The organism is Tunturiibacter gelidiferens (genome assembly GCF_013410115.1).
GTDB lineage: Bacteria > Acidobacteriota > Terriglobia > Terriglobales > Acidobacteriaceae > Edaphobacter > Edaphobacter gelidiferens.
Genome location: NZ_JACCCV010000001.1, coordinates 1,696,891 through 1,711,074 on the forward strand (window position 1 = coordinate 1,696,891; position 14,184 = coordinate 1,711,074).

Below are 14,184 nucleotides of genomic sequence, written 5' to 3' on the forward strand. Positions count from 1 at the left end.
TACCTCTCAATCCGTGACGCCAGAACCCTGATTCCGCGCTTGTAAATGTCCTTTACGCAATGCCCGTTCCTTCATCATGACGAAGAAGACGGGAACCAGAATCAGGACGTGGATGGTGGACGTAATCATGCCGCCTACGATAGGCGCGGCAATCGGCTTCATCACATCGGAGCCGATGCCGGATTCCCAGAGAATCGGAACAAGACTGGCAAGCACAGCGCAGACGGTCATAAGCTTTGGCCGCAGACGATGAACAGCACCTTCAATGGCTGCGTCTTCAACGTCAGCATTCGTCAGCGTCTTACCAGATTGCAGTTTGTGTTCGAGAGCTTCATGAAGATAGACGACCATCACGACACCTGCTTCTACCGCAATTCCGAAGAGTGCGATGTAACCGACCGCCACGGCGACGCTGAAGTTGTAGTGAAGAAGCCATTGCAAGAGCAACCCTCCACTCATCGCATAGATGGTTGGAAAGATGAGAACAAGCGCTTCGGCAACAGAGTGAAAGACCAGATACAACAATAGGAAAATCACGAAGAATACCACCGGGAGGATCAGCTGTAGGCGTTTTTTTGCGCGTAGTTCGAGTTCATATTCTCCCGACCATTGGAAAGTGTAATTTGCGGGCAAGGCTAGTTTGTTGTGAATGAGTTTGTCTGCCTGTGCAACGAAGCCACCGTAATCGGAGTTCTTGAGATCGATGTAGATGTATCCCGTCAGCGCACCGTCTTCATCCCGGATCATGGCAGGGCCATGCGAGAAGGAGACCTTCGCTACCTGTCCAAGCGGAATCTGAGCGCCGGGTGGGGTGCCGATCAGTACCCCACGCATCTTGTCGATATTGTCGCGAAAGTCGCGCTGATAGCGGACATTGATGGGGTAGCGTTCTCGGCCCTCGATGTTCTCTGCAATATTCTGTCCGCCGATGCCAGATGAAACCGCTGTCTGAACGTCCGCAATCGTTAGACCGTAACGCGCTGCCTCTTCCCGTTTGACTTCGACATTGACGTAGAAACCCTGCGCGACCTTTTCAGCAAAGACAGATCGCACCTGGGGCAGCCCTGAAAGAACAGTCTGAAGCTGCGAGGCAAGTTGCTGAATGCCATCCACATTTGGCCCCTGCACCTTCATGCCAAGTGGTGTCTTGATGCCGGTCAATTCCATGTCGAGGCGGTTTTCGACCGGGCTTGTCCAGGTATTGGAAAGCCCCGGAAACTGGAGCTTCTCATCCATCTGCTGAATGAGCTTTTCGTAGGTCATCCCAGCGGGCCATTGCTCCCGTGGTTTGAGCATTAGCGTGGTGTCATACATGTCCAGAGGTGCATTGTCGGTTGCGCTGTCTGATCGCCCAACCGCTCCGAATACGCTGGCCACCTCCGGAAAACTGCGAAGAATGCGGTCCTGCTGCTGCAGGAGCACCTTCGCTTGTTCGATGGAGATGCCTGGAAGAGCGGTCGGCATGTAGAGAGTGGAGCCTTCAAAGAGAGCTGGCATGAACTGACTGCCCAAACGTGTTGCTAGTGGAAACGTGACCAGCAGAAAGATCAGGTTAACCACGATGGTGAGCCAGCGGTGTCGCAGGCAGAATTTCAGGATGGGCAGGTAAATCGCCTGCGTGACTCGTGAGATAGGATTCGCATTCTCCGGCTTGAGCCGCCCTCGAATCAGCATCACCATTAGGACCGGCACGAGCGTGATGGCAAGGATGGAGGAGGAGCCGACCGCCAGGGTCTTGGTCCATGCCAGCGGCCGGAACATGCGTCCTTCCTGCGCTTCGAGCAGGAAGACCGGCAAGAAGGAAACGACGATGATAATCAGTGAAAAGAAGAGTGCAGGACCAACCTGCTTGGCCGAGTTGATAAGAATGCTTTGCCGCTCTAACTCAGATACCGGGTTGGCATCGTTTTCCTGCCGTTCCGACAGATGGCGATAGCCATTTTCGACCATCACAATGGAAGCATCGACAAGCACACCAACCGCTAAGGCGATGCCGCCCAGGGACATGATGTTCGAACTCACCCCCAGCCAGTACATCGGGATAAAAGACATCAGCACCGCGATAGGCAAGGCGACGATGGCAATGAGCGCAGAACGGAAATGAAACAGGAAGACGATGATGACGAGGCTGACGATAATGGCTTCTTCGGTCAAATCACGCTGCAGCGTTTTGATAGACGCCTCGATCAAGTCGGATCGATCATAACCCGTCATGATCTGGACGCCGGGTGGAAATGAGGGCGCTATCTCACGGAGCTTCTGCTTTACTCCATTGATGACGTTCAATGCGTTCATGCCCTGGCGCATGACGATGATTCCGCCGACCGTCTCCCCGTCTCCATGCCACTCCGCGACCCCCTCGCGTATATCCGGGCCAAAGCTCACCGTTCCGAGATCGCGCAACAGAACAGGGGTCCCATTCTTGCTGCCGACGGCAACTGTAGCGAGATCGTCCAGTGAGCGCAGATATCCGAGACCACGGATCATGTAGTCCGCGCCGCTCAAGTTAAGGACGCGACCGCCGACTTCATTCGTGCTCATCTTTACTTTGTCGATGACGGTAGAAAGCGGAATGCCGTAGGCAAGTAGCTTGTTGGGGTCGAGCTGTAGCTGATATTGCTTGACGAAGCCACCGATGCTGGCTACCTCGGCAACTCCGGGCACAGTCTCCAGCCCATAGCGCAGATGCCAGTCCTGCAAACTGCGCAGGTCGGCAAGACTGTGTTTGCCGCTCTTATCGACGATGGCATACTCATAGACCCAGCCTGCGCCCGTCGCATCAGGGCCGATCGAAGGATGAACGTTCTCCGGCAAGCGTCCGCTTATTTGTTGCAGGTATTCGATGACCCGCGAGCGCGCCCAGTAGAGATCCGTGCCGTCCTCGAACACGACATAGACGTAGGAGTCGCCAAGCATGGTCTGCGCGCGAACGGCTTTGACATGCGGGGCAGCCAGCAAACTCGTGACGATGGGATAGGTCACCTGGTCTTCGATGACATCGGGCGGCTCGCCTGCCCAACCCGTATGAACGATCACTTGTACGTCCGAAATGTCCGGTAGTGCGTCCAGCGGCACATGTTGCAATGACCAGATACCGGCAAGTGTGAGCAGCAATACTCCGGTGAACACGATAAAGCGATTGCGGGCGCAAACGTCAATAATTCTGGAAAGCATTACATGCCTCCTGTCGCGTTCACGCGCAATTGCTTGGTTGCGATCACCTGGCCGTTTTTCCGAGCGGAGACGGTCACCTGATATGTGCCGCCCGAGCTTAGCGAACCGCTTCCTTCATACATGCCGTTGCCTTTATCGATGAGCTTGGTGCTTGTGTTCATTGCAGCCATTCCCATCGCCGGCATCGCTGCCATATAGAACGTGACCGTAATATCAGCTCCCGTGGTGGGAGTTCCGTCTGCGCCTGTGAGCTTCACCCGAAAGATGTTGTTGCCCTTTTGCGGTGGGTTCGGATCGGTGGCGAAATCGACGTTCGTCTGTACAGCAGCAGGCACTTTCGCTGTTGAAGCCGTACCCCCGGCACCCTGCGGTGGTGGCACGAAGGAACCCGCCGCGGCCTGTAGCTGACTTTCCGAGTCGATAAGGAAGCTGGCTGATGTCACGATGGATTCATGTGGTTTCAGTCCCTTGAGCACGACAAAGTCATCGCCAACGCGAGGACCGATTGTGATCTCCTTTGGTTCAAGACTGCCGTTGCCATGATTGAGGAACACGAGTTGCCGCGCGCCGGATTGAAAAACAGCAGACGCCGGAACAACCAGCTGACGCCCCAGGTTTGTTTTTAGATCAACGTTCACAAACATACCCGGCTTCAGTTTGAGTCCCGGATTCGCCATTGCCAGTCGCACACGGACCGTGCGCGTCGTCATATCCACCTGCGGCAGGATCTCTTCGATCTGCCCGGAGAAGACGCGGCCTGGATACGAATCGACGATAATCTGCGCGGCATCGCCGGGTCTTATGCGACCTATGTCGTTCTGGAATACCTGTGCATAGACCCATACGCGCGACAGATCGGCGACGGTGTAGAGTTTGGTCGAAGGCTCGGCATACATATTTGGCAGAGCATTTCGCTCGGTAATGTATCCCTCAACCGGCGAGTTGATGGTGAGGTCCGTAACTGGTTTGCCGCTTTCTTTCAGCTTTGCGATCTCACTTTCGGGTATATCCCACTGCTGGAGTCGCTGTTCTGCTGCGGTCGAAAGAGTGGCCGCACCGTCCGCGACACCATCGATAGTGCTTGCGCTCATGGCCTTCTGATTCTGCCGTGCCAGCAGATACTCTTGCTGGGTCGCCACGAGGTCAGGACTGTAGATCGTAAAAAGCGGTTCTCCCTTGTGCACATACTGATAGGTGGCATTGGCGAACACCTTGCGGATGTAGCCGGGGAAGCGCACCTGCACATAGGAGAGCAGGCGCTCGTTGATGTCTACCGTGCCGGTCGCGCGGATATCGTCGCTCAGTTGTTTGTATTCGACCATGCCAGTCTGAACACCGATGCTCTGCATCCTCTCGGGCGTGAGCTGCACTGGAACGAGCGAAGCATCCATCTTCATATTTCGCATATCCGACATGGATGGCTTTGGCTCGTTCGCAGTATCGGGAGGACCAGAGGCAACAGGCTGCATGTCCCCGGACATCGACGACTTCTGTGACATTGGCAGCTTGATTGAATGAGAGCGGTATGCCCAGATCCCTGCGATAGCTGCTAGGACAATGATCCAAACGAGTGAGGTTCTCAAGACATATTTGTTCATCGCAGTGTCGCTCCTGTCAGAGATTCGAGGTGGGCCAAAGCAGCTTCGTGATCCATGAGGGTCTGCGCGTATTCGAGCCTCAGACTCAGAATGTCGGTGAAGTACGAGAGAACATGAATGAATTGCTCACGATTGGACGCATAAGCGTTTAGTGTTGCCCGGTACGCGGCATCCGATTGTGGGATGAGACCTTCCCGATATTCCTTTAGCAGCTCCGCATCGCTCGTCGCTTTGACATATCCTTCCTTCACCTCAGCGAGTTGCTGTTGCAGATGCGCATTGAGGGTTTGTCGTGATTCGGAGCGCTTCTCCGTGGCCTCTGCGATCTCCGCATTCACCCGTGCCCTGCGCGGGAAGCGCACATCAAAGGTGAACATGTAGTAATCCCGGTACTTACGATCGGTATTCTGATAGATATAGCCAACTTCAAAATCCGGTTTCCCCTCACGCTTCGCAGACACCAACTGCGCGTCCTGCTTCCGGATGGAACTTGCATCGACTTGAATCTGTGGGTTGGCCTGGCGGACCACTGCAAGCAACTCATCAGACGTGCGCGTGAGCGGTGTTTCCATCATGTCTTCCGTAACAATGTCTGGAGATCCCTGATCCCGACTGAGCAGGCCCTTGAGATGGGCTTGTGTCTGTCCCATTAGTTGATGGTGCATCGTGATCTCCTTCACGATCTTGGTTCGGTTCACTTGCGCCTGTAGGACATCCTGCTGCATCCCCTGACCGACCTGATAGTGCGCCGTTGCATCCTGAATGAGTTGGTCAAGCACGGTTTCGTTTTGCCGGAGGATGCCGAGCGTCTGTTGCAGATATGCCAGTTGCAGATAGTCAGCCTTGATCGAGTCGGCGATACTCGTTTTCGTGACTTCAACTTCAGCCAGCTTTGTGTCGGCGTCGCGTTCGGCGACTTCTCCGCGCGCCCGTAATTTCCTTGGATAAGGCAATTCCTGCGACGCTCCGACGCCGATGTAGGCAAAGTCGCTGTTGGTATAGCCAGCAAACGGCTTCGGACTGCCCACACTCAACTGCTGGTAGGTGAATTTCGGGTCAGGCAACGTAGTGACCTGCGGCGCCATTTGCCTGGCAGCTTGTGCGCCGTGATCGGCCGCGGAGATCTGTGGGTTGTTCGCCCCGGCCTCAGCTAAAAGCTGGGACAAGGGCGTGGGCGGGCTCGCCACCGGCGTCTGCCCGAAGGCAGAAAATGCGGTGGCTAGCGCGAGCGTGGCGGTCAAAGAGACCACGTTCATACGGAAGCTCCAATCTCAAGTGCAGTTCAAGACATTTGGCGAAACACACGCGTATAGGCGTGCGTGCTCGGCAAAGGTAGAGTGCGAGAGAGGAGCTGACTAGATTCTTAGGATGGAAATGGTTGTAGGTGGAGACTCTGGAGGAGAGTAGTCGGGGCGCTCGACCCACCCAGTGACAGTGGAGGCCGGATTCACCAGTTCAAAGGCAGCCAACCAGATGACAGGGGCTACAACCGGGTGAAATGTCACCGCCTTCGTATCCAGCGCGTTATCGTGGACGCTCGGCGGGGTCTTTTGGCAGCAGCCATGCGACCCAGGCATATTGTCCATCTGCCCGCATTGATTCTTCATCATGCGGCAGCAGGCACGTTCTTCGGGGTTCATTTCCGTACTGGAAACCACGCAGGCCATCGCCGGAGCCAGGCACGACACCAGCAGTAAGACCAGCACGCCGAATTGCCGGAAAATACGCATCGCCATAATTAGACTACGTCTACCCAGACGTATTGAGCAAATGGCGATTCCGCACCCTCCAGGTTTCCGGGTCAGAGGGAATGTCTTGTCAAATGAGTCGCTTGTTTCAGCAGGCGGAACAGACCTCTGCCGTGGATAGGTAACGATCGGCCGCCATCACTTCCCATAAGCCGACTTAGCATTACCAATCGAATGCCAGTGTGCTTAAGCGATCAAGGCCTATGTATCTCGCACGCACAGGCTCTGATTGCGTTTCATCTCGTCGACCTGTCTCAATACTTCATAGCGTTCAGATCTACGCACTCTCACGGTTACCTCCAACAGCTCCTAAGTAGACAGAAGCTGTTATTGCTTTGAGGCACTGGATCGGCCGGATCGCTTAGAGATTGCACTCTTCGGCAATCGCGGAACAGCCTGAACGCCCGCCCAAAGCGTTGCGATCGTTTGCTCTACCACGAGAGTCTGGTCAGGCAAGTCAGGCACAACCCCTTGAATGACCATGAGTGTGGCGAGACCAAAGATCGAAAACCACCAAGTGTGAGCTACCACTATGTCATCTCTGTTTGGCAATCCTTCCTCCTTGGCAACATCGAAAAAGAGCTGCACGAAACGTCCGAACAACGGCGCGCCAATGTCGTTGATATATTGTCCAGCGCGGACGCCATTGCGGTTCTCAGGTCCGAAGAAGACGTTACGGAACTGTTGCGGATGGGCAATGCAGAATTGAATCAAGCCGCGTGAAGTCGCAAAAAGACGATCTTTCGGTGCAAGATGTTTAGCGGCAATCGCGTCGAAGTTCTGAACCATCAGCCCGATCGTCTCGCTGCTCAACTCAACAAGAATGTGCCACTTGTCGGGGAAATGCTGATAGATCACGGCGTGCGTATAGCCGATCTCTTTAGCGATCTCGCGAAGCGTCACGGCTTCGTAACCGCGATCGGCAAACATTTTGCTTGCAGCCGCAAGGATTTCGCCCCGCAACCTCTCCTTGCGCTCTACCCGACGACTTGGTGATGTGGATGTCACTTCAGTAGCTTAGTCTCCTTTGGCGATTTTTGCGACCAAATGTTGCTTTGCGACCATTGGTAAATAAAACCAACGATTATTTTACAACCAATGGTTGGAATAGATATCTAATTGTCAGGTCGCGTATTTGGATGGGCGGCCATGTACGAGGCAAAGGAGGATGCGATGAAAGTTCTAGTGATTGGAGCAGCGGGCAAGAGCGGAGAGGCGCTGGTAAACGAGGCGTTGGCTGCTGGGCATAAGGTGACGGCTTTCGTGCGCGGTGCCGCGCAGTACAAGAAGGCGAATGTCAGAGTTGTTGCAGGAGACGTGCTAGACGCGGCTGCGGTCGACGTTGCGGTAGCCGGGCAGGATGCGGTCATCGACGCGCTGGGCGGCAAGACGCCGTGGAAAGTGACGACGATGGAAACGAGCGCGGCACACAATATTGTCGACGCGATGCAGCGCCATGGCGTGCGGAGACTGCTGAAGATTTCAGTAGTGGGTGCGGGCGAGAGCGTCAAGAACGCTGGCTTCTTCAACGAGCACGTACTCATGCGGACGTTTCTGAGGGTCTGCTGGTAGACAAGGCGGGCATGGAGGCCGAGATCGAACGCAGCAACTTGGTCTGGACGCTCGTGCGGCCGCCGATGTTGACCGACCGCGAGAAGACCGGCGTTGCCAGGGTGCTGAGCACGGAGGGCGGCGAGAAGGCTGCAAGATCGGGCGGGCCGATCTGGCAGCCTTCATGGTGCAGCAACTTGAAAGTGGCCTGTATGTGCGTCAGGCAGTGACGGTGACGACCACATAGCAAGACCTCGGCGAGGATCAACCACCTCTCATCGAGGCGATCCAATCGACCCTGTAAAGGCCTGTAGCGATGCGACAGATAACTGTGAAAACCCACGGGACTAGCGGAGTGCTAGCTGCGCAACTCACAAGCTCTGGGATTCACGTCAGAGCACCAACTTCGTTCACGAAAGGATTGTTTTATGTCGAATTTCCCCACACCGCTTGAAGAAGTCATTCATCACAACGTTATTAAGAACAACAAAACAGGCGGCCCGGCGCTTGATATCGGGCCTATGCAGTTGCTGTGGAGGGCACTGGGAGAAAACACGGGCTACACGTTCTCCATTTTTGAAACCACGGTCGTGCCGGGCATGGGGATTCCCCTCCATAAGCATCCCTTTGCAGAGTTTTTCTATGTGCTGGAAGGCACGCTATCAATTGGACACTGGAACAGTCAGGGCGCCGCTGAGTGGAACGTGTATGAAGTCGGCGAGAGCTTGGTGGTGCAACCCAATGCACCTCACTCGTTCTTCAATAAGAGTGAGCGTCCGTGCCGCGTGCTGAGTGTGTCAACGTATCACCACGAGCGAATGATGAAGGATGCGGTGCATCCGGATGGCAGGACAGACTTCTTGCCCGCCCAACTCACTCAGGCCGACTTTGAGAAGTTGACCAAGTCCATGGAAAAAAACCAGACATTTCTCGTCACCAACCATGCTTAGCGTGGGGCATCTCTTGAGTTCACCTTTGAACTAAAGAGATGCGTCGCGACGCAAAAACGGGGCTGCAAATACGGTCCCATATCGCTGCAAGAACAACAAGGAGAAAACGAGCATGTATTTAGTCATGGGCATTACTGGAAAAGTTGGGGGCGCCACCGCGCGGCATCTGCTGAAGCAAAGCAAAGAGGTGCGGGCGCTTGTGCGCGATCGCGAGAGGGCGGCGAAGTGGGCAGACCAAGGTGTGGAGTTGGTCGAGGGAGACTGGAACGATTCGACGGCCATAGCGGCGGCGCTCAAAGGTGTTGAGGGCGCGTTTGTTATGTTGCCGGCTGTATGGGCACCCTCTCCTGATTACAGAGAAGCAAAGGGCGTGATTGCGAACTATGTCGAGGCGCTGACCAAGGCAGTGCCCCGCGGGTGGTAGCGCTCTCGTCGATGGGCGCGAATAGAACAAGCGGGGTGGGGAATGTCACGGCCTTATCACTCTTGGAGCAAGGTTTTCGCAGCTTGCCATCTCCAGTTGCATTTGTGCGCGCAGGCGGCTTTTTCGAAAACTTTCTTTTCGGCTCACAGGCCGCCCAAGGCGGAACACTACCGGTCTTCTACAATCCTACAAACCGGAAATCGACAATGGTCGCGTCAGACGACATCGGCGCGGAAGTGGCAACGCTTCTGACCGGGCCGGCGTGGTCAGGGCCTCGCGTCATCGAGTTGGGTTCGATTGTAAGCGCGGACGAAGTGGCCGGACAATTGGGTGAAGTCCTGACACTCGACGTAAAAGCCTTTGCAGTCCCGCGTGCAGGGTGGGCGGAAGCGTTCGAACAGTTCGGCATACCGAAGGGCCACACTGGGCCTGCCGAAGAAATGTATGAGAGCGTTAACGCCGGATGGATGGACCTCGGAGTCACGGGTACGGAGCACATAGCGGGTACGACGTCCGCACGCGATGTATTTGCGGCTGCACAGAACGCCGTCAAGGCGTAAGTCCGGGGCAGGCTTAACCACGCCGGTTCCTTGGAAACTGCGGCGCTAACGTCAAAAAAGATTGAGCTCAAACATGAAAGTTCTTGTTTGGGTGCAACGGGCGGAACCGGACGGCTGATCGTCTGGTTCCGCGCTGGCGAAAGGCCATCCCATCGTAACCGCAAGAAGAGGATCCTTTTACTATGAAAGCTGAACAAACAATAGATAAATCCGTGCAGGCAGGTCGAGCAACTCAAATAGCCGCGATGGTAACAACCGGCCTTGTCGCCTTCATGTGGGTGTACTTCGGAAGGCTATATTTAATTCACGATCCTGGCGAATGGAGGATCGCCAATCAGCAGCTCGGATACCCGCTCTATATCATCCCTCTGATTGGCGTAACCCACATCCTTGGTGGAGTGGGCCTTCTGATTCCCAATGTACCTCGATTGACTGAGTGGGTTTATGCTGGTTTCGCGATCACTCTTTTACTCGCGTTCTATTCACAACTGAATGGCGGTGGCAGTACTTGGGATAAATATGATCCGATTCTCGTCATGGCGTTCGTCTTCGCTTCGTATGTGTTGAGGCGCTGCATGCGCGCAAACAGGTGGTCGATTTGAAGAAAACGCTCGGTGCAGTTTGCTTTTTCCAGACACGCCGCCGGCGGCACTATCAGTCATGCTAAACGCGCTTCTCTTTACCAAACCGCTAAGTTCCGAGTTGCGGACTACCCGGGACTTACCAGTCTCTGTCGAAGAGGCTCTCAAACTCTGCTGAACACATCCTAGCCCTTTGCGGATGTCAGGCAGCCGCCCTTTCCAGCGGAGTCGCTGGCTCTTCCGAGAGCTCTTCGAGGCTCTTACCCTTGGTTTCGGGCAGGAGGAAGATTGTGACGATCAGACCCAGGGCGCTGACGATAGCGGCCGCACCCTCTGCGGCAGGCAAGCCGTGCCAGTGCATAAAGAACGGGAAAGTGAAGACGCCGAAGAAGCCACCGATCTTGCCCATGGCAGCAGCGATACCATGACCAGTAGTTCGAACCTTGACTGGAAAGATCTCCGAAGGGTAAACGAAGGTGGTGGCATTCGGGCCGAACTCGGTAAAGAAGTAACTGAAGCCGTAAATAATTAGGAATGGGTACATCAGCTTCTCGACATTGGGAATGAGGGCGAGCAGGCCAAAGCTCAGCGCCATCATGCCGAAGCCGAGGCCCTGTATCGTCTTGCGGCCAAGCTTATCCATCGTCAGCGCCGCGATCGCATAGCCGGGCGCCGCGAACACAGTGAAGATGCAAAGTTGGGTCAGTGTCTTCTGCAGGACCGAGTGGTCGCTGCTTAGGGCCGAAAGCACGAGCGGGCTGGAGACGGTATTGCCGTAGTAGGCAAAGTCCATCAGAAACCATGCGGCACTTGCACCGATAAGACGGATCACAATCATCTTGCTGTCGACGAGACGGGTAAAGCCGTCCCAAAAGGAGATCGAGTGCGTCTTTTTATCAAAATGTTTTGCCTTCTTGAGATTACCGGAGTCGTCCTCTTCATGGCCTGCAGCTTTGAGAAAACGCGGTGACTCTTTCAGGTGGCGACGTGCACCATAGACGGCGAGGGCGGGCAATGCACCAAAAGAGACCAGAATGCGCCAGATGATGTCATGCGAGAGATGAGTCGAGAGTAGAACAGCAGCGAGAAGAGGACCGACGATGAGTCCGGCAGCCTGCATCGCGAAGACCAGGGTGACGAGCATCCCGCGGTGTGCCTTGCCGGCGTACTCGCTCATGATGGTGGCGGAAACTGGATAGTCACCGCCAATTCCAATGCCGAGAATGAAACGAAATCCGATAAGCCACCAGATATTGGGAGAGAAGGCGCAGGCGATTGCGCCTGCGGCGAGAACCAGGACTTCGACGCCGTAGATCCGCTTGCGGCCGACCATGTCCGCGACTCGACCAAAGAGGAGCGCGCCAATAGCTGCGGCAAGCAAAGCGGTTGACTCGACCAGGCCCTCTTCCACTTTTCCCACATGCCACATGGGTTTTAGGAGCGCCATCACAACGCCGATGACGAAGAGATCGTAGGCGTCGGTGAAGAAACCCATGCCCGAGATCAGCATGATCTTCCAGTGCTCTTTAGAAATCCCCGCATTATCCATCTCGGAGAAGTCGGTCTGCCTGGTGTCGATCGACGTTGCCATGAACGTTACCTCGCCCTTAGTCTGATGCCTGCGCGCATTTGCGCCGTATGAATGGGGCATGAATATGCAGGAGGAAACAGCGTCCGCAGTTTGGAGGCCCATGGTCCGTGAGATAGACGGGCTATTCGAGATGATCTACACACCGTCTGATTCGGGACATGGCTCGGCGCTACTACACAATGGGCCTATGAGGGATTCAGATGACTCCCGGTTGACGGGCTATCTGGACGTGATTCCGTGGTCGCCGCAAAGTCGAATTTTTCGGTACTTTCACCCAGCGACGCGATTCGGGAAGCCGTAGTTTCCGATAACCCCCGCGGTCTCAACTGGTCGATGCAACGCCAATTTCGGAGCCTGCGATCAGGCACACAGAAGGGAGGCACTGCGGGAAAAACAACGAAAGGGAGCCCATGTACAATTTCCAATTGCGAGACAAGGTCTCGTCCGAGGGTTCCCACGATGGCGAATATCAAGGCCAAAAGAAGGCAACAAAGAAAGTAGAAAAAGCGGTCAGGAAAAGCCGTGAAGAAGGGCGTAACCGAGGACGCGGTCGAGAAGGCCGTATCGCAGGGTATGGCTAACAGCGCCAAGAAGAAGTCGGTTGGCAAAGCTGCGGCGGCGGCGGATGCTCAAGAAGCAGAGACGGCTTGAGGTTCTTGGACCGCCTTCGCCCCTGACCTAACCTTGTCCAAGCACATCGTAGGTCGGCATAACGGAAGGAATCTGCGCTGGCTCACACAGAGTTTCTCTGGATAGCTCCCGGATCTCGGACTATCGAAGGTTAACTGACGAGAAGCCGACTTCTTGGTAGTTATCGTGTCTCAGTGAGTGCATTGGCGAAAATGCACTCACCGAGATCCGCCAATTTCAGATGGGTTAAAGCCGGGGGCTCACGCCATCTCGGAGGCCCGCGCCAGTGCTTGCGTGTCGATATACTCCCGGATGTTCGTCAATTTGCCATTTCGAACGCTAATGGCGAAGACCCAATGGTCCTCGAACTTCCTATTCGTGGCCTTGATTCTCCCCGTAGCGAAGCCGACGACTAGAACCCGGTCTCCCTGCGCTATGAACTCGGGGGGCTCTGGGTACGAAGTTTCCACCGTTTCGTTAGCCTTCTGAAGTAAATTCTCCAATCCCGCGTGCCCGCGGTGCGTGCCGGCCAGCGGCCAGTCCTCGCCCGGAACGATCCACTCAATATCTTCGGCAGACAACGCCAGCAGACCTTGCTTATCGCGGCGGCCGAGTGCCGCAAGAAAATTCTTCACAATATGGACATTCTTTTCGATGCTCATCGAAATCTCTCCTTTTCCCTTACATCAAGTGTGTCCGATCTAATCGGACGTTTTGGGACCATCCGTCTCGAGCCAAATCACACGGTCGTAGATCGATTACTGCTCCTTCTTGAATAAATCCTGGAAGATGAGCCGACCCCAAGTTTGGCCGCGTGCGTGCACCAGCGCGCCACCCTCGTTGAACTTTCCCAGCTTGACGGGTGCGAACCCAAGTTTTTTGGCCAAATCCGCCACGGGAGCGATAGCGTCCTCGTCATCGCTCGACAGAAAGACGACCCGGTGGCCGCCCTCGACGATCGGGTCGGTAGCCAGTGTGGCCGCAACCAAGTGGTTAAAACCTTTCACCAACTTAGCGCCGGTGAACGACTTCGCAACGAATGCGGAGGACGGAAGACCGTCCAGCTCCTCAGGTGGGACTGGAAACGAGTTCATCGCGTCGATGACCGTCTTGCCTTTCCAACTCGGCAGGGCCTTCGCAATCTCGCGATGTTCCCCGAACGGAACCGCCAAGATGATTGTGTCAGCCTCGAGTGCATCCCGCAACGACTTGGCGACGACCGTGGATCCAATCGCCCGAGCCTGCGGTGCCAACGCCTCGGGGGGCCGGCGACTCGCAACGGTCACGTTGATGTTCTTACGGGCGAAGGCGTGGGCGAGTGCCTGACCTATCTTTCCGAATCCTACAATTGCATAGCTCATAATGTTTCTCCGATCC

General features: G+C 55.4%; 15 protein-coding genes. 7 read left to right on the forward strand and 8 right to left on the reverse strand.

Annotation, left to right across the window (positions count from 1 at the left end; all coding sequences use genetic code 11):
- Nucleotides 1-6: 6 nt before the first annotated feature.
- The 5 genes from HDF12_RS07155 to HDF12_RS07175 form a co-directional block, all read right to left on the reverse strand.
- Nucleotides 7-3,174: an efflux RND transporter permease subunit gene (locus HDF12_RS07155; protein ID WP_179581858.1), complete on the reverse strand. Its 3,168-nt coding sequence runs from the start codon at nt 3,172-3,174 to the stop codon at nt 7-9.
- On the reverse strand, nt 3,174-4,496 hold the full coding sequence (locus tag HDF12_RS07160; protein WP_257025397.1) for an efflux RND transporter periplasmic adaptor subunit: 1,323 nt from the start codon (nt 4,494-4,496) through the stop codon (nt 3,174-3,176). The genes HDF12_RS07155 and HDF12_RS07160 overlap by 1 nt, the downstream gene beginning before the upstream one ends.
- Nucleotides 4,497-4,768: 272 nt before the next feature.
- Nucleotides 4,769-6,028 carry a TolC family protein gene (locus HDF12_RS07165; RefSeq protein WP_179581860.1) on the reverse strand — a complete coding sequence of 420 codons (1,260 nt, stop codon included), beginning with the start codon at nt 6,026-6,028 and terminating at the stop codon, nt 4,769-4,771.
- A 99-nt stretch (nt 6,029-6,127) separates the two neighbouring features.
- The gene (locus HDF12_RS07170) at nt 6,128-6,508 is read right to left on the reverse strand and encodes a hypothetical protein (protein ID WP_179581861.1); all 381 of its coding nucleotides are present in this window, start codon (nt 6,506-6,508) and stop codon (nt 6,128-6,130) included.
- 339 nt (nt 6,509-6,847) lie between these two features.
- A complete protein-coding gene (locus HDF12_RS07175; protein ID WP_179581862.1) occupies nt 6,848-7,528 on the reverse strand; it encodes a TetR family transcriptional regulator in 681 nt (226 codons plus the stop codon).
- Nucleotides 7,529-7,693: 165 nt separating this feature from the next.
- Between HDF12_RS07175 and HDF12_RS07180 the strand changes: the two genes are divergently transcribed.
- From HDF12_RS07180 to HDF12_RS07200, 6 genes are all read left to right on the forward strand, one after another.
- Nucleotides 7,694-8,092 carry an NAD(P)H-binding protein gene (locus HDF12_RS07180; protein WP_179581863.1) on the forward strand — a complete coding sequence of 133 codons (399 nt, stop codon included), beginning with the start codon at nt 7,694-7,696 and terminating at the stop codon, nt 8,090-8,092.
- 11 nt (nt 8,093-8,103) lie between these two features.
- The gene (locus HDF12_RS07185) at nt 8,104-8,301 is read left to right on the forward strand and encodes an NAD(P)-dependent oxidoreductase (protein ID WP_179580183.1); all 198 of its coding nucleotides are present in this window, start codon (nt 8,104-8,106) and stop codon (nt 8,299-8,301) included.
- Between the two features lie 198 nt (nt 8,302-8,499).
- Nucleotides 8,500-9,021 carry a cupin domain-containing protein gene (locus HDF12_RS07190; protein WP_179581864.1) on the forward strand — a complete coding sequence of 174 codons (522 nt, stop codon included), beginning with the start codon at nt 8,500-8,502 and terminating at the stop codon, nt 9,019-9,021.
- A gap of 112 nt (nt 9,022-9,133) precedes the next feature.
- Nucleotides 9,134-9,445 carry an NmrA family NAD(P)-binding protein gene (locus HDF12_RS21970; protein WP_218892319.1) on the forward strand — a complete coding sequence of 104 codons (312 nt, stop codon included), beginning with the start codon at nt 9,134-9,136 and terminating at the stop codon, nt 9,443-9,445.
- A gap of 206 nt (nt 9,446-9,651) precedes the next feature.
- Nucleotides 9,652-10,005 carry a Rossmann-fold NAD(P)-binding domain-containing protein gene (locus HDF12_RS21975; protein ID WP_218892320.1) on the forward strand — a complete coding sequence of 118 codons (354 nt, stop codon included), beginning with the start codon at nt 9,652-9,654 and terminating at the stop codon, nt 10,003-10,005.
- A gap of 182 nt (nt 10,006-10,187) precedes the next feature.
- Complete coding sequence (locus HDF12_RS07200; protein ID WP_179581865.1) at nt 10,188-10,607, forward strand: DoxX family protein; 420 nt, start codon at nt 10,188-10,190, stop codon at nt 10,605-10,607.
- Nucleotides 10,608-10,788: 181 nt separating this feature from the next.
- Here HDF12_RS07200 and HDF12_RS07205 read toward each other — a convergent pair whose 3' ends face one another.
- Nucleotides 10,789-12,177, reverse strand: a complete 1,389-nt coding sequence (locus HDF12_RS07205) for an MFS transporter (protein WP_218892321.1) — start codon at nt 12,175-12,177, stop codon at nt 10,789-10,791.
- Between the two features lie 522 nt (nt 12,178-12,699).
- Here HDF12_RS07205 and HDF12_RS22255 point away from each other — a divergent pair.
- Nucleotides 12,700-12,828 (forward strand): hypothetical protein, encoded by a 129-nt coding sequence (locus HDF12_RS22255; protein ID WP_257025398.1) that lies wholly within the window; start codon nt 12,700-12,702, stop codon nt 12,826-12,828.
- 239 nt (nt 12,829-13,067) lie between these two features.
- On the opposite strand, the gene HDF12_RS07210 is transcribed toward HDF12_RS22255, so the two are convergent.
- Nucleotides 13,068-13,469, reverse strand: coding sequence for a nuclear transport factor 2 family protein (locus HDF12_RS07210; protein ID WP_179581866.1), 402 nt, complete (start codon nt 13,467-13,469; stop codon nt 13,068-13,070).
- A 96-nt stretch (nt 13,470-13,565) separates the two neighbouring features.
- Nucleotides 13,566-14,168, reverse strand: coding sequence for an NADPH-dependent F420 reductase (locus HDF12_RS07215; protein ID WP_179581867.1), 603 nt, complete (start codon nt 14,166-14,168; stop codon nt 13,566-13,568).
- Nucleotides 14,169-14,184 lie beyond the last annotated feature (16 nt).